16 protein-coding genes, 1 tRNA gene and 1 pseudogene are annotated in these 15,073 nt (G+C 47.4%); 6 read left to right on the top strand and 12 right to left on the bottom strand.

Going from position 1 to position 15,073, the window contains the following annotated elements; genetic code table 11:
* Nucleotides 1-193: hypothetical protein (locus AK963_RS35535; protein ID WP_238593770.1), on the bottom strand; the 193-nt coding region annotated here is incomplete at its 3' end.
* Here AK963_RS35535 and AK963_RS17615 point away from each other — a divergent pair.
* Nucleotides 146-871 (top strand): DMT family transporter, encoded by a 726-nt coding sequence (locus tag AK963_RS17615; RefSeq protein ID WP_338011556.1) that lies wholly within the window; start codon nucleotides 146-148, stop codon nucleotides 869-871. The two genes, AK963_RS35535 and AK963_RS17615, sit on opposite strands and share 48 nt — an antisense overlap.
* Here the strand turns inward: AK963_RS17615 and AK963_RS17610 are convergent.
* Entirely contained in the window at nucleotides 857-1,867 is a 1,011-nt protein-coding gene (locus AK963_RS17610; RefSeq protein ID WP_083232737.1) for a caspase family protein, read from the bottom strand. The genes AK963_RS17615 and AK963_RS17610 overlap by 15 nt on opposite strands.
* 185 nt (nucleotides 1,868-2,052) lie before the next feature.
* On the opposite strand from AK963_RS17610, the gene AK963_RS17605 reads away from it, so the two are divergent.
* Nucleotides 2,053-2,128 (top strand) — tRNA-His (locus AK963_RS17605).
* A 29-nt stretch (nucleotides 2,129-2,157) separates the two neighbouring features.
* Here AK963_RS17605 and AK963_RS17600 read toward each other — a convergent pair.
* Nucleotides 2,158-3,732 carry an FGGY-family carbohydrate kinase gene (locus AK963_RS17600; protein WP_066016752.1) on the bottom strand — a complete coding sequence of 525 codons (1,575 nt, stop codon included), beginning with the start codon at nucleotides 3,730-3,732 and terminating at the stop codon, nucleotides 2,158-2,160.
* 104 nt (nucleotides 3,733-3,836) lie between these two features.
* On the opposite strand from AK963_RS17600, the gene AK963_RS17595 reads away from it, so the two are divergent.
* On the top strand, nucleotides 3,837-4,544 hold the full coding sequence (locus AK963_RS17595; RefSeq protein WP_066016755.1) for a glycerophosphodiester phosphodiesterase family protein: 708 nt from the start codon (nucleotides 3,837-3,839) through the stop codon (nucleotides 4,542-4,544).
* Between the two features lie 17 nt (nucleotides 4,545-4,561).
* On the opposite strand, the gene AK963_RS17590 is transcribed toward AK963_RS17595, so the two are convergent.
* Genes AK963_RS17590 through AK963_RS36665 form a run of 4 tightly spaced genes read right to left on the bottom strand, consistent with a single transcriptional unit; the run spans nucleotide 4,562 to nucleotide 7,544 of the window.
* A complete protein-coding gene (locus AK963_RS17590) occupies nucleotides 4,562-4,834 on the bottom strand; it encodes a TehB-like domain-containing protein (RefSeq protein WP_066016751.1) in 273 nt (90 codons plus the stop codon).
* Nucleotides 4,831-5,271 carry a hypothetical protein gene (locus AK963_RS17585; RefSeq protein WP_139117485.1) on the bottom strand — a complete coding sequence of 147 codons (441 nt, stop codon included), beginning with the start codon at nucleotides 5,269-5,271 and terminating at the stop codon, nucleotides 4,831-4,833. The genes AK963_RS17590 and AK963_RS17585 overlap by 4 nt, the downstream gene beginning before the upstream one ends.
* A gap of 4 nt (nucleotides 5,272-5,275) precedes the next feature.
* Entirely contained in the window at nucleotides 5,276-5,683 is a 408-nt protein-coding gene (locus AK963_RS36670; protein WP_274520534.1) for a cbb3-type cytochrome c oxidase subunit I, read from the bottom strand.
* Nucleotides 5,568-7,544 carry a nitric-oxide reductase large subunit gene (locus tag AK963_RS36665; RefSeq protein WP_274520533.1) on the bottom strand — a complete coding sequence of 659 codons (1,977 nt, stop codon included), beginning with the start codon at nucleotides 7,542-7,544 and terminating at the stop codon, nucleotides 5,568-5,570. The genes AK963_RS36670 and AK963_RS36665 overlap by 116 nt, the downstream gene beginning before the upstream one ends.
* Before the next feature lie 160 nt (nucleotides 7,545-7,704).
* Between AK963_RS36665 and AK963_RS17575 the strand changes: the two genes are divergently transcribed.
* The gene (locus tag AK963_RS17575; protein ID WP_066016749.1) at nucleotides 7,705-8,112 is read left to right on the top strand and encodes a group III truncated hemoglobin; all 408 of its coding nucleotides are present in this window, start codon (nucleotides 7,705-7,707) and stop codon (nucleotides 8,110-8,112) included.
* A 38-nt stretch (nucleotides 8,113-8,150) separates the two neighbouring features.
* On the opposite strand, the gene yjgA is transcribed toward AK963_RS17575, so the two are convergent.
* A complete protein-coding gene (yjgA, locus tag AK963_RS17570) occupies nucleotides 8,151-8,693 on the bottom strand; it encodes a ribosome biogenesis factor YjgA (protein WP_238593768.1) in 543 nt (180 codons plus the stop codon).
* A gap of 228 nt (nucleotides 8,694-8,921) precedes the next feature.
* Between yjgA and pmbA the strand changes: the two genes are divergently transcribed.
* On the top strand, nucleotides 8,922-10,283 hold the full coding sequence (gene pmbA / locus AK963_RS17565) for a metalloprotease PmbA (RefSeq protein ID WP_066016748.1): 1,362 nt from the start codon (nucleotides 8,922-8,924) through the stop codon (nucleotides 10,281-10,283).
* Nucleotides 10,284-10,371: 88 nt separating this feature from the next.
* Here the strand turns inward: pmbA and mgtE are convergent, their stop codons facing one another.
* The 3 genes from mgtE to rapZ form a co-directional block, all read right to left on the bottom strand.
* The gene (mgtE, locus tag AK963_RS17560) at nucleotides 10,372-11,730 is read right to left on the bottom strand and encodes a magnesium transporter (protein WP_066016747.1); all 1,359 of its coding nucleotides are present in this window, start codon (nucleotides 11,728-11,730) and stop codon (nucleotides 10,372-10,374) included.
* A gap of 115 nt (nucleotides 11,731-11,845) precedes the next feature.
* Nucleotides 11,846-12,115 (bottom strand): HPr family phosphocarrier protein, encoded by a 270-nt coding sequence (locus AK963_RS17555; protein ID WP_066016746.1) that lies wholly within the window; start codon nucleotides 12,113-12,115, stop codon nucleotides 11,846-11,848.
* Entirely contained in the window at nucleotides 12,115-12,972 is an 858-nt protein-coding gene (gene rapZ / locus AK963_RS17550) for an RNase adapter RapZ (protein ID WP_066016745.1), read from the bottom strand. Before rapZ ends, AK963_RS17555 begins: the two co-directional genes overlap by 1 nt.
* 401 nt (nucleotides 12,973-13,373) lie before the next feature.
* Between rapZ and AK963_RS17545 the strand changes: the two genes are divergently transcribed.
* On the top strand, nucleotides 13,374-14,498 hold the full coding sequence (locus AK963_RS17545) for a hypothetical protein (protein WP_066016744.1): 1,125 nt from the start codon (nucleotides 13,374-13,376) through the stop codon (nucleotides 14,496-14,498).
* An 83-nt stretch (nucleotides 14,499-14,581) separates the two neighbouring features.
* On the opposite strand, the pseudogene AK963_RS17540 reads toward AK963_RS17545, so the two are convergent.
* Nucleotides 14,582-14,947 (bottom strand): annotated as a pseudogene (locus AK963_RS17540) (transposase); the annotation flags it as partial.
* Nucleotides 14,948-15,073: the final 126 nt, after the last annotated feature.

The following is a 15,073-nucleotide window of genomic DNA, read 5'->3' as shown; positions in this document are numbered from 1 at the left end:
GAAAATCAACATCATTAAAACCTTCGGGTAGCTGTGGTCGACGAGACATCTGTTCTAGATAATGCATGGTAATGATGCCTAAGCATAGTTGGCGGCAGCTTAAGGATTTAGAAAATGCGATTGGTATAAGTTCAGCCTGATTGGGTTGCTGGAAGCGACGATACCTTTTATTTTGGTAGCCTGGGGGCAGCAATTCCTTGATACAGCAATTGCTGCAATTTTGATGGGAACCATCCCTTTCTTTACGGTGATTCTGGCTCCTCTTGTTATCAAAGGCGCGCGTATCACCTTTGCAGGTATTGGCAGCGTAATATTAGGCTTCTCAGGTCTGGTGATGCTGTTTTACCCTGAGCTGATGTCAGGTAGCAGCAGTACTAACCTAATGGCTGCGGGCGCTATTATCGTTGCTTCCGCCTGTTTTGCCGTTGCCCTTTTATTACTGAAGGGGGTGGAGAATGAGCATCCACTGATCATTGCCAGAAATGTTCTTGGCAGCGCTTCAGTCCAGATCATTCTCTTTGCAATGATTGTGGCTCCGGTAACAGAAATTACGCCAACAGCGTCCAGCCTGATGGCAGTGACATACCTGGGCACTCTGTGTGCTGGCCTCGTGTATTTTCTGTATATGATGCTGATTCGTGATGCAGGGCCGGTATTTGCCTCACTGAATAACTATCTGGTACCCATGATTGGTGTTTTACTGGGAGCGACCATCAATGGTGAAGCCCTGTCAGTCCATACCTGGGCAGCCCTTGCCACCATTATGATGGCTGTGGCCTTTAACCAGATATTTACCGGCAAGTCTTTCAAAGGCAGTGAGCCAGGTGAACCCGAAGAAGCCTCTGCCGAGGGGCTTCTACCAGCCAAATAATTTCAGGTCTTTGTCCAGGCGAAAATTGGTTGAAAGAACTGCATGCTGATTCAGGTTATATTTGATCTCGGCATGCAGTTTCTGGTCACGAAGCAGTGCCGGAATATTTCTGACATAGAGGTTATGGTAATACACCTCTTTCAATGTCTTGATCATCCGGTTGCTAAAGTCACCCTGACTGCTCCAGGATATAGTGTCTGGGCTCGGTAAGAAGGCGTCTGCTGCGGTTTCTCTGTCGCGGCTGGCCGATATCACCATCATATAGGCAGGAATATCCCTGTCCCTTCCCGTATCAATCTCTTCGACAATATCCGGGTGCAGCGTGTTGTATACATACCGATAGGGCAGGTCAAACATAGTGCCAGAGTGGCAGGTGTCGACAAATACGAGCAGTCTGGTGCTCTTGTGAAAGCGTTTAAAGGCGTGATGAAGTTCATCATCCGAAATAATGTCGCGACCACAGACCATGAGTTCATCCATATGATCCAATTCGTCACCGCTGGTATCAGCTCTACGGGTACCATGCCCGCTGAAACTGATCATTATTCGATGAGGTCCGACTTCGCTATGGGTTTGCTCTGCCAGACGTTCAATTTCCGAGAGGACGATGGATTTGCTGAGTGGGCCAAATCGATCAGTTCGCACCTTCAGAGACGTGGCCGGGATGCCCTTGCTGATAGCGGCCCAGTTAAAAAAGTTCCACGCATCATTACGGCAGCCATTCAGTGTTGATACCTCAGGAATCTGATCATAGTTTTGCCCGGTAAACAGTCCCTTGATCAGGTGCATGTTTTCAAACTCAAAATAGAAGTCGGTATCCAGAGGACACTGGTTGTCATAACAAACCGTAGGATTTACGCCAAAGCTTGAATTGTAATAACTGCGGGCGTTTAGGGGGGATAACAGTGTTATTAGCAGGCAGGTGAGCAGGGTGATTATGTTGAATACAGATTTTTGAATTTGAGCTATGCAGGGAGTGAGCATGGTAGACCTCATGCTTAACAGCTTGAGAGGTGATTAGTGATGGGGTAAAGGTACTCAGGTTAGCAGACGCACATTGAAACATAGTGGTAAATCGCAGAAAAAAACATCGGTTCATGCTTGCAAGCTGAACAGCTTTCCTTATAATCAGCCGCGTCTGGTGAGGGATGGAGTTCTTCTTCCTGATACAGATTTAGATGGTGGGCGTAGCTCAGTTGGCAGAGCTCCGGATTGTGATTCCGGCGGTCGAGGGTTCGAGCCCCTTCGCCCACCCCATCTTCCCTTCCTTTCAAAGCATCAAAATTTCACTCCCACGATTGTTGGCACTTCTGCATTTTCATAAATGTGTCGTATTTTGTTTCGTAAAAATCAAACAGCTGCTGGTTAGGTTCTATCCTATCGTGGTAGCGACTCATGGCTCTCATGGCGTCCTCAATACTGCTGTATATACCCGCGGCCACGGATCCAGTGATGGCTCCGGAAAGCAGCATACTTTCTCTCTCTTCCGAAATGGCTGCCGGCATATTGAGTATATTGATATGTTCAGTCAGCAGTAGTTGGTTTTTTGCCAATCCCCCGGTGGGGATTAAGAGTTCAAAGTCATACCCGGATTTCTTTAACTTCTCTAACTGATAGCGAGCATCCAGAGCCAGGGCCTGAATACTGGCAAGGTACAAGACAGCAAGCGACTGATGACTTTTATCCAGAGATAGGCCGGTAATCATGCCCCGCTGTGGTTGATCAACTTCAGGTGAGTCAAAGTAAGGGAGCATATGAAGGTGTGCTGTCAGTTTGCTTACATCTTCAGCGTATTCCGATCTATTGTTACCAGCCAGCTCATAGAGAATCTGGTTAAGGTACTCATGAACCCCAATACCCAGGCTGACAGCAATATCATAAATTGAGCTATAAGCCGGGTGTGATGTGATGATGTGATCAATGAAGGCTCCAGCCGCGGTTTGCCTGGCATATATCAATGAGTAGCCTTCAAGGACTGAAGGATAGGGGCCATCTGCACCATTGCAGGTTAACGTATCCTTGCTGAAGGTGACGTAGTTGGATGAGGTTCCACCGATAAAACTGACTCTTCTGGTAATACAATCCAGTGGTTGCTGGCTTTTCTGATGATTATCGGCAAGTATGGTGGCGAGGGTTCCTCCGTAAGCATCAATAATGCCTGTGGCAACAGGGGTTCCCGGTTTGAGATTTAGCTGGTCAGCCGCACTTTTGCACAGCCCCCCCCCAACCGCAGCTCCGATCTCAAGCGATTCACCATTAAATCGCTCCTCAATATCAATATTCAGTTTGGCTGCCGCATCTCTGGTAAAGATATGACTGGTTGATGTGGGCGTTCTGGTCACACAACCCGTTAGTTTCCAGGTGACGTAATCATAGAGATCGAGAATGCAGGTTGCGGCTTGCCAGGTTTCCGGGGCACTTTGGAAGAGCCAGAGTAATTTACTTGAGTTACTCTTGGCGCTGATTCTTGAGCCAGCATGAGCAAATAGTCCCGGGTACTCGCTGGCAATAATGGCTGCCTGTTGACTGGCCCGACTGTCCATCCAGCCAAAAGTATTAGCACGATGGCTCCCGGGCAGGTGGACAGGCAGCATCTGTTCATCCAGCAGAACCAGAGAATAGGTTGTATCAATACCAACCCCTTTAATATCCTCTTGATTCAGTGGGTGTTCAGCGGTTAATCGATTTACGCTGGTTACCAGGGCTTCCCAGATATTATCTGAACAGAACTCCATGGTACTGGCAGTTTTCCAGATCAGAAGCGGCTCTTCATCATAGGCAAGGATATGCCCTTCCAATGAAACAAAAGCGCTGCGCAAACTGTGGGTACCAACATCAATACTGAGTAAAACCGGCCGCATCTGTGATAATGTCCTTAGAACAGTGTCTCGGATAAGAATAGCTCTGTTCCTGCATTTGGTTAGGGGCGTTCTGGTTCATTTGTAAGGTGAGATAATTCATGCGCATGAGCAGGATAATCGGGCATCGTGGTCTGGCGGGAGAGGCTCCGGAAAATACGCTGGCAGGTATTAGGCTGGCTGCTGAGCAAGGGATGAAGTGGGTAGAGGTGGACGTTACTCTGCTTGTTGATGGTACACCTGTACTTTTTCATGACCGTCGACTGAACCGTACAACCAATAAAAAAGGACGACTGTTTTCGCTCAACTGCTCCGAACTGGAAACCGTCGATGCGGGCAGCTGGTTCTCTGATCAATTTTCAGGTGAGAAGATTCCTCAACTTGGAGAGGCGCTTAAGCTGATTAAAGCGCTTGGGCTCGGTCTGAACCTTGAGTTGAAAACCAATGGCTGTTCAGAATCCAGGTTAGTAGACACTGTTTTAAAGACCATTAGTGAGGTTGAATTTCCAAAAGACCGGCTTCTGGTTTCCAGCTTTAATTATCAGGCACTGGTCAGTTTTTCAGACCGTTCCGATATTCAGGTTGGCTGTTTGTTTGAACGACTGCCGGTGAATTGGTGCAGGAAAGCATTGAGGGTCAATGCTGTAACCATTCACCTGAGCAGTAAGCGAACTTCAGAACGACAGATTTCACGAGTGAAGTCTAAAGGCTATGAACTCTACTGCTATACGGTTAACTCGCTGACGTTTGCCAGACAACTTATGGGTTATGGTGTTGATGGCGTTTTCTCGGATTTCCCGTTGCAGGATAACTGAAGGCATTGAAACAACTTTTATCGATAAAACTCAACAAAGAATTCGGCATAGCCTTCCAGTTTCAAATGATGTCGCGTGGCTGGAGCAATCACAGTCTGCTCTCCTTCGGTAAGTGATGTGTCTTCACCGGTTTCATCATCACAAAATACCAGGCCACCTTTGGTAATATGCAAAACGCCCCAAACGCCTTCTGCTGTCGAGTGTTCTTTGAGAAATGCTGCAGGGCAGCACTCTGAAGTAAAGAGTCTGGTTTTTTTATAAGCGGATACGTGCTCAGGTAATGTGTTCACGAGTTACACTCCTCAAGAGTTAGCAGGAACCTGGCAAGGGCTAGTACTGTTAACAGCTTGCACAATTCAATGACGCCATAAATTGCATGAAAATGACCCACTTGCGGTTTTTGTCCGGCAATAATGTCAAGTGCCTGCTGATTAAGTATGGGAAGCAGCCAAGCAGACTGCATGATCTGCATAAAGACGATGAGTGGTAGCCACCGAATCATACCGCTGGATGAATATCTGAGCGACACCAGGACCAGCAGCGCAATAATGAGCCATTGAACTTTGTCAAAAGCGGCAAAGACATGACGTCCAACATCAACACCGGCAGGCAGGGTCAGACTGGGTGCTGTAAATTTCACCGGGGTAGCCAGAAAAGAAATACCCAGTATCATGCCTGCCCATATCAGCAGTAACAGCATTGCCATGTGTGTAGAATTGCTCTTCATCGAGTTACTCATCCATCGCTATATTGTTAGCATTAAACTTTCTCTGTCCAAGGGCGAGTTTGGCCATAAATCCGGCCAGAGCCAGTGCTCCCAAACCAAAAATGATATCTCCCACCATCCTTAACCAGACCAGCGTATGGATAATGGGTTGATGAATAAACTCTGGTGATCGTGCATACCAGTAACCTTCACTTGCACTGGCGATACCCTGTAAAACCCCAATGGGCAAGAGGGTGGTTAATGCCATTGCCGCCAACCCGCCATTAAGGCTGCAGAATGCCCATTTTAATAGTCGATCATCCCAGCAGGCAGGATTGGCAAGTCTTTTCATGCAGGTTAATAGAAGACCAATGCCGAGCATGCCATAGACACCAAACAGTGCGGTATGGCCGTGAAGTGGAGTGGTGTTCAAGCCCTGGATGTAATAAAGCGAAATGGGGGGGGATCAGGAAACCGAATACACCGGCACCGACCAGGTTCCAGAAAGCGGTGGCAACAAAGAAAAGAATGGGCCATTGGTAGGCTTTTACCCATGTAGCTGCTTTTCGGAGCCGGTAGTTTTCATAAGCCTCCAGTCCAATCAGACACAAAGGAACGACTTCCAAAGCTGAGAAACTGGCACCCCAGGCAATGACGGAGGTAGGCACACCCGCGAAATAGAGGTGATGAAGAGTGCCAATAATACCGCCCACCAGAAATATGGTAGTGGCAAAAACAACAGCGCTGTTGGCTGATTGTGTTCGTATTAACCCAAGCCGGACAAAAAGAATGGCAATAACGGCAGTGGCAAAGACTTCAAAAAAGGCCTCCACCCAGAGGTGAACTATCCACCAGCGCCAATACTCTGCCAGAGCCAGATGAGTGTGTTTTCCCATAAACAGACCGGCTCCATAAAACAGGCCAATGGCAATGGATGAGAGAAAAAATACCCAGAGCACCTGTTTGTCACCGGCGTTGCGATGAAGCGCAGGGATTATTGCCCGGGTAACCAGTGCCAGCCACAGTAGAAGCCCGGTAAACAGCGCTATCTGCCAGAACCGGCCAAGGTCAACGTATTCATACCCTTGATGGCCAAACCAGAAATTCATATCCAGATTGAAGTATTGCTGTACCCCCAGCCACTCTCCGACCATGGAGCCGGTGACCACCAGAAGCAGTGCACCATACAGCAGATTAACCCCAAGCTTTTGAAGCCGCGGTTCAGCGCCTGACAGTAAAGGTGCAAAATAGAGCCCGGTACCCAGCCACGTTGTTGCAATCCAGAAAAGTCCCAGCTGGGTGTGCCAGGTTCGGGTAATGGCGTAAGGAAGAATCTCACTGAGATTGATGCCGTAAAACTCCTGACCTTCTACGGCATAATGGGCGGTGACTCCTCCAAGGATGACCTGAAGTACAAACAGTGCAATGGCGGTACCGAAAAACTTCCGTGTAGCCATCATTGAAGGTGTTACCGAGGACTGAGCCAGAGGATCGCTGGCAGGTGGTGCTGGTAAGCTTTCATTTCTGACCGTAGCGGCATGATGCCACGCCATGGCGCCAATACCGGCTATCAGCAATACAATACTGAAAATGGACCAGCCAAGCAGGGCTCCAGCTGGAGTGTTATCAATCAGGGGTTCATGAGGCCAGTTGCTGGTATAGGTGATATCGCTGTCGGGCCGATTGGTGGATGTGGCCCAGGTTGTCCAGAACAGGAACGCTGTCAGTTGTCTTCTGTAACTGGCATTTCCTATGGGGTTTTCACGAATGGCATATTGTTCCCTGAGCGTCTGGAACTCAGGGTTGTTACCAAAGAGCTGTTGGTAATAGTGAGACAGAGCTTCGGTGGTTTCAGTACGTTCAGCGGATAATGTGACCACCCCGTTTTCCGGGTTCAGTGTATTGGTTCTGATAGACTCCTGGGTTCTTGCTTTTACAGAGGCTTGAAGATGCTCAGGCAGAGATTGATAAGTCTGGTTAAAGTCCTTAAAGGCGAACATATCCAGCAGTTGTAATGCTTCACGATGTAGCCAGTCTGCATTCCAGTCAGGGGCGACATAACTTCCATGTCCCCAGATAGAACCGGTTTCATGGCCTCCAATAGAACGCCAGACCAGCTGTCCCTGCAAAATATCTTCTTTGGTAAATAGGGTATTACCATTGCTGCTGACCACTTTATCCGGGATAGGGGGAGCATGACGGTAGATCGCCTGGCCCTGCCATAACAGAATTGCAAATGAGACAATAAAGACGATCCCCAGTACTTGCCAAGCTCTTCGATCAACCTGCGACATACCTGACCTCTACGCTGTTACAGCAATTATTTCGATTTAATTGTAGCATTTAAAATGCATGTTATAGTTTGAGTATGAAAATAATGTCAGATTGGCTGTTGTTCCAGGCTTGGCTACAAGGCGTCCTGATGGTGCGATATAGAGAAATCAAGAGGTGGTTATGAAGGATATCACTACTTCAGACGATATCAGGCTGCTGGTGGAGACCTTCTATGGCAGAGTCCAGAAGGATGATGTGTTAGGGCCTGTTTTTAACGATATTGCCCAGGTTGACTGGGAGTATCATCTACCCATTATGGTTACATTCTGGGAATCATTACTGTTGAAGTCCCGAGGTTACCGGAGAAATGCGCTGCAGCCTCATCTTGAGGTGTTTCAGAAGGTCGATTTTCACCCTGAACAGATGGAGCGATGGTTGAAACTGTTTGATCAGACACTGGATGACTGCTTTGAGGGTAGTAATGCTGAAAAGGCAAAAGGCTGGGCAAGAGGCATTGCTCACAATTTGCAAAAGCATATTGTGATGCAGGGGAATATCGTTGGGCTGCAAATTCAGGAGAGGGAGTAGGGGAGAACAGGCTGGTTTCAGCCTGCTCATGGTTGAACTTAGAGTTCGTCCACTTCCCTCAGGTATTTGAACAGCTTTCTTGCCGCTGCTGGTGGCTTGTCCTGGGAGGCTTCTTTCTGGGCATTACGAACCAGTTGGCGGATATGCTGGTGGTCAGCTTCCGGGTAATGCTCCAAGTATTCAGTTAATGTCGTGTGAGTGTCATCGTCGTGGATAAGCTTATCACGCCATTTTTCCAATTGATGGAACCGACGGTTGTACTCGTCACTGGAGGAGTCCAGCTGGTTCAGAAGCTCCATGATTGGCTCAATGTCCTGATCTGCCATCAGCTTGCCAATAAAACCCAAGTGGCGCTTTCTTGCATTGTTGCTTTTGATGCGCTTGCTTTCATCCAATGCTTCACGAAGGCGATCATTCAGAGGCAATTTATCAAGCAATGCCGGTTTAAGTTCCATCAGCCGGGCACCAATGCTCTTCAGTTCCTCCATGTCCCGCTTCAGTTCAGATTTGCTGACATAGATGATTTCTTCTGTTTCTTCATCGTCCCAGGCTTCCTGGATGCGACGGCTCTTTTTGCTCATAGAGAATTGCCATTGATGGGAATCTGCAGAATACATAACGCTGTGTATGAGAAAGCAGTTCCATGGATGGAAAAATAGATACAATTCTTACTATTTTACTTCAGAATGCTTCTCAATTGGGATGTTTTTCCCCTTCAAATTAGAGTGCATTTAATTGAGTATCTAACTGATGCATTCTTAACTTCACAGCGGCACAATAGAGATAAACAAAACAGATCAGGTGGAATCATGGGCGAATCTTCCAATGCAGTACTGGATCCACGAAGTGAAGAGACCAGGCTGAAAACACTGGCCAGCGATATTCTTGCAGAAGCCACCAGACAGGGAGCGGATGCCTGTGAGGTTGGCATCAGTATGGATGCAGGCCTGTCGGCCAGCGTTCGTATGGGGGACGTTGAAACGGTTGAGTTTAACCGAGACCAGGGGTTGGGTATCACCGTCTATCTAGACAAACGCAAAGGGTCTGCCAGTACCTCTGACAGCAGTCCACAGGCAATCCGTGACACAGTAAAAGCAGCCTGCGATATTGCCCGTTACGCTTCCGAAGACCCTTATGCGGGGCTTGCTGATAAAGCGTTAATGGCCGACGGTGATTTGCTGCCTGATCTTGATCTGTGCCACCCATGGGGAATTGATGCCCAGCAGGCGATTGAGCTGGCCATGCAATGTGAAGATGCCGGCCGCTCTTTCAGTAATAAAATTGTGAATTCTGATGGTGCCAGTGTGTCCAGCCATCAGGGTTGTCGTGTCTATGGCAACAGCAATGGATTTATTGGGAGCTATGTTTCCAGTCGTCACAGTCTGAGCGCCGTGTTGATTGGTATGCAGGGTGACGAGATGCAGCGGGACTACTGGTACACAGTAAACCGTAATGCCAACGAGCTGGAGAAGGCGGTCGCGGTGGGCAAAAAAGCTGCAGAGCGCACGGTTCGCAGACTGGGAGCCCGTAAAGTGGGCACCTCTGAAGTACCCGTGCTGTTTGCACCGGAAGTGGCTTCAGGTCTTATCTCTCATTTTCTGGGGGCGATCAGTGGTGGTAGCCTCTATCGTCAGGCTTCTTTCCTGCTGGACCACCTGGGCAAACAGGTATTCCCCGAATGGATGCGTATTCATGAACAGCCTTTGTTAAAAAGTATGCTGGGCTCCGCCAGTTTTGATAATGATGGTCTGGCGACTTATGCCAAGGACTTCATTACTGACGGTGTTCTGCAACATTATATTTTAAGCACCTACTCAGCTCGTAAGCTGGGAATGGACAGCACTGCCAATGCAGGAGGCGTGAATAACCTGTTTGTTGAAAGCAATGCAGGTGATCTGGATGCGCTGCTGAAACAGATGGGAACCGGGCTTCTGGTCACCGAGCTGATGGGGCAGGGAGTCAATACAGTAACCGGTGATTACTCCCGTGGTGCTGGTGGTTTCTGGGTAGAGAATGGTGAAATTCAGTTCCCGGTTTCTGAAGTAACCATTGCAGGTAACCTGAAGGATATCTACCGGAACATTGTTGCCGTGGGTAATGATGTGGATAGGCGCGGGAATATCCAGACCGGTTCCATTCTGATCAGCAGTATGAAACTGGCAGGTGAGTAATTAATATTAATCACGGAGATCACAAAGTACACAAGGGTTTTAAACCAATAAAAACTTAGTGTGCTTTGTGCTCTTCGTGGTTCAAAACTTACCCGTAGAAAACGGTTGCCAGTCCAAGGAATGAGAAAAATCCCACCACATCGGAAATCGTGGTCAGGATAATACTGCCAGCCAGGGCCGGATCAATATTCAACGATTTCAGTAGGACCGGCAGCATAGCACCGGTGATAACGGCAACACTTAAATTAATCACCATGGCACAGGCGATCACCAGCGAGATAATCGGGTCATCGAACCAGAACCAGGCGATGGTGGCGACCAGTGTTGCCCACAACAATCCATTCAAAAAACCGGCAACCAGCTCCCGACTTAACAACCACTTCAGGTTCGTCTTACTGATTTGTCCCAATGCCATCCCCCGGATCACCAGAGTCAGGGCCTGGCTGCCAGCATTTCCCCCCATCCCTGCAACAATTGGCATCAGTACCGCCAGAGCCACCACTTTATCAATGGTTTCCTGAAAAAGACCTATAACCGATGCGGCAATAAATGCGGTAATCAGGTTGAAACCCAACCAGACAGCACGGCGCCGGGCTGTTCGCAGAGCTGGGGCGAACGTATCTTCATCATCATCCAGACCGGCCATGCTCATCATTGAGTGTTCGGCTTCTTCCCGGATGACATCCACTACATCATCAATGGTGATTCGTCCAAGCAGTTTGCCATTTTCGTTCACCACTGGAGCGGAAATCAGATCCTGTCGCTCGAACAGCTGGGCAACCTGTGTGTCTTCCATGTCTGCAGGAATAGGATCCAGGTCGGTTAACATCACCTCCCTGACAGTAGCACTTGGTTCAGTTGTCAGCAGTAAGGTAAGGGGCAGACGGCCAATGTATTCATCACGGCGGTTAACGACCAGCAGACTGTCAGTGGTATCTGGAATACCTTCGTGACGACGGAGGTAGCGAAGTACAACATCTACGGTATTATTTGGACGCACTGTGATGGTGTCGGTGTTCATCAACCCGCCGGCGGAGTCTTCCGGATAAGCCAGAACCACTTCAACGCGCTGTCGGTCCTGGCTGTTCATGGAGTCCAGAACCTGTCGGGTGATAGTATCAGGAAGCTGCTGCAGAAGGTCTGCAATGTCATCAACATCCTGACCTTCAGTAATTGCTTTCAGCTCAGCAATATTCATCTGATCAAGGAAGAACTGGCGAACATCTTCGCTCAGTTCCTGAAGAACATCACCTTCCTGTTCACGGTCAATTAGCCGCCATAAGAGGCTGCGCAATTTCGGCGGGGAGGACTCCAGCAGGTGTGCTGTGTCAGCAGGGGGCAATGTATTTAACATGGTGCGCAATTCTGCAGAGACACCGTGTTCAAGAGCATCATTAAGTTTTTTCAGCTCGGCTTCACCGATGCTCAATTGCAGCTGCTGCGCCATTATGATCTGCCTGAATGGATTCTGGATATCCGGTATATCGCCGGATGGCCAGAGAAAATGGAGAATGGTCTCTTATTGTATGTGCAGTGGCTACTCCCCGGTAAGGGGGAGTCTGTTATTCCTCTTCACCAAAGCGGTCATCAATCAGTTCGCAGAGTGCAAGACAAGCGGCCTCTTCATCATGGCCATCACAATGAAGCTCAAGTTCTGAGCCCTGTCCTGCAGCCAGCATCATAACCGCCATGATGCTCTTGCCATCGACCTTGCGCCCATTGAACCCGATTTCAATCTGACTGGCAAAAGCCGATGATGTGGAAACAAATTTGGATGCCGCACGTGCGTGCAGGCCGAGTTTGTTAATGATTTTTTTCCGATATGTAATCATTATTCGAGAAGCTCTCTGTGTCTGACCTGAACCCGTTCCAGCTTACTGGTGAACAGCTCACCCAGTGTTTTACAAATATAGACTGAGCGGTGCTGCCCTCCAGTACAACCAATGGCAATAGTCATATAACTGCGCTGGGCTGACTCAAAGCGTGGGAGCCATTTTTCTACGAAGGTGCTGATATCTTCAACCATCTCAATGACATTGGGGTTATCTTTCAAAAAGTTGATCACCGGCTCCTCCAGGCCGGTATGAGCCCTGAGGGATTCATCCCAGAACGGGTTGGGCAGGCAGCGGACATCAAAGATAAAGTCTGCATCGGAAGGTATGCCATTCTTAAATCCAAAAGATTGAAAGAGAACAGTCATGCCGCTCTTTTCATCACCGCAGTACTCCTGTTTGATCAGATCGCGAATTTGATGAACAGAGAGTGGGGTAGTGTCAATCTTAAGATCTGCTTCCATCAGAACGGGCTTAAGAAGATTTTTTTCTAAATCTATGGCTTCTCTGAGCGAAGTCTGGTCATTGCTGAGAGGGTGTTTCCGCCGAGTGGAGCTGTAACGGCTAACCAGCTTTTCACTGCTAGTATCGAGGAACAGAACCTGACAGTCGATACCTTTGCTCCTGAGAGAGGCCAGTAATTCAGAGAAGTTATCAAGGGCTCCGGGTAAGTTCCTGACGTCAATACTAACCGCCATTTTTGGTGGCTCAGAATGATGACCTTTCAGGGTATCCGGCAGTTGGCTCAGCATGCTGGCTGGAAGGTTGTCGACGCAATAAAAACCCTCATCTTCAAGGGTGTGCAGAGCTGAACTTTTTCCAGAACCGGATCGCCCGCTGATGATGATAAGTTTCATAGCTGTTCCTTTATGCTTCCTGAGCTTTGCATGTATTTAGGTGCTATTGGTGCTCTGTATGTCTTTTTAAGCTGACTATCTCTATTAAAGCAACTTTTTATCAAGAAGCCTACTGTCTAATTTAGACACGATGAAAATATCATATATTTGATAACCTTTTGTTTTTTATAGATTATTTTTTTTATCAGTATTTTCGTGTTATGTGACTGTTTTGTTAGAACTAATAACAGCGTTGTTATCCATTTTTTTTTTGCCTGTAGAGTGGCAACCAAGCTGATTTCAGAACTTTATGATTGTTTCGGAAATTGACTTTTTTAGGTTCTGTAATAGGGGATCAGCTACATATCGTGAAATGCACTTTGTAACGAAGTTGCATTATCCCAAGGAAAGGAGAAATAGATATGTTTGAATCACAAAACACAACAACACTACACATCAATGATCCTGCATTTAATTCAACATCTGTTACAGCACATATTGGTGCTAACGGAGATGTCGAAAAAGTTGAAAGGGACGATCTTCCTTCTGATTTTGGTATTGCATATGGCCGAATGGTAAAGGAAGTAGAAACCAAATCTATCCTTCAACAAATTAGTGATGGTTTTAAATATGCATGGACACAGACCAAACTGGGATTCAGAGAGTTTGGGATTCTGGTTGGTATAATTCCTAAGGTTTCACAGAAAACTCACCCAAATGTCTTTCATCCAGAAAAAGAGCAGCGTGATGTGCATAATCCTATGCTGAAAGAGCTAAAGAATAATCTTCCCAAGCTCAAATCGGTAACAGGTTCTTCTATCAAAGATCTTGAAAGAAGTCGCGAGAAGGCTCTCCAGAAGCTAAAGGAAGAACTGTATGCTTCACCAGAAAGAGAAGTGAGGGTTAATCCTCCCAAGCTTAAATCCGAATCTGGTTTTTCTATCGATGACCTTGAGAAAAGGCGAGCTGAAAAATTTGAAGCTTTCAAAATAGATGCAGCAGATAAAGGTGAGCTGCGCTTGCTGATGCACAAGGCTAAAGGTGTTGCCGAAGTGGCTGCAAAGAAAGCAAAAAATGCGGAGCATCGTGCAGCAGTTAAAGCCAGAAAAGCTGATCTTGAACAGAAGGCTCACGCTAAGCTTGAAGCCGACAAGCAGCTTCATGAACAAAGAAGGAAGCAGGCTGATGCGTTCAGGATTGCTCAGTATTCCAAGAAAACTGTAGCGAATATTACACGGCGTGCATTGGCTAAAGCCAGGAAGGCTGAACTTGATCGTGAAGCACAGCTTAAGCGTGAAGTAGATAAGCAACTTCATGAGCAAAAACAGAAGCAGATCAAGGAAAACAGAGATGCCCTTATTGCCAAGCGAATCCAGGAAGCTGTGAAGCACAATGATCGTGTAGAGGATATTAGTAAAAAGAAAGCTGAATGGAAGGCTAACGTGGCGAAACATGATCCTATGGGCTTTGAAGCGGTAAATGCTAAAAGGTTCATGCAATTGGAACTGAGCTTAGAAGCTCTGCATAAGGAAATCGCAGGCAGATAAGGCTAATAGTGCTGTTAGAAAATGAAATGAGGAGAATGTTTCAAGAGCCTGTAAATAATTCTGTGTAAACGCCACCAAAACTATTACTCCTTGAACCGGTCAGGAAACATAATTTCAAACCGGTTCATGGCTGCTTTCCAGTTCCTGATCGGCATGGTCCATTTCTCGGAAGCTTTTTCCATGGCCAGATAGATTACCTTCATGACTGACTCATCAGTCCGAAAAATCTTCCGGTTCTTGATCGCCTTACGAATGACGCTATTCAAGGACTCAATGGCATTCGTTGTATAAATCGCTTTTCGGATATCTTCAGGATAGTCGAACAGAGTAATCAGGTTATCCCAGTTATTACGCCAGGACTTACCAATCGATGGGAATTTCTCCCCCCAGGCTTCTTCAAAGGCTTCCAGCTCCATTTCTGCTTCTTCAGCAGTCGCTGACCGGTAAATGTCATCACCGATGTAATAAGTCTTCAAAACACCAGTTTAATTTGACCTCCCGATTAACACTTTTCTGGCCGATTGTTTTCCTGTTGGTATCAAGCAGGGAGCAGCGCCATGACCAATCGAGAGGAC

Origin of the sequence: Endozoicomonas atrinae, from assembly GCF_001647025.1 — a bacterium.
In the GTDB taxonomy this organism is placed as follows: domain Bacteria; phylum Pseudomonadota; class Gammaproteobacteria; order Pseudomonadales; family Endozoicomonadaceae; genus Endozoicomonas; species Endozoicomonas atrinae.
Note: the sequence above shows the minus strand (reverse complement) of the source record. Positions and strands in the feature narration are given on the sequence as shown.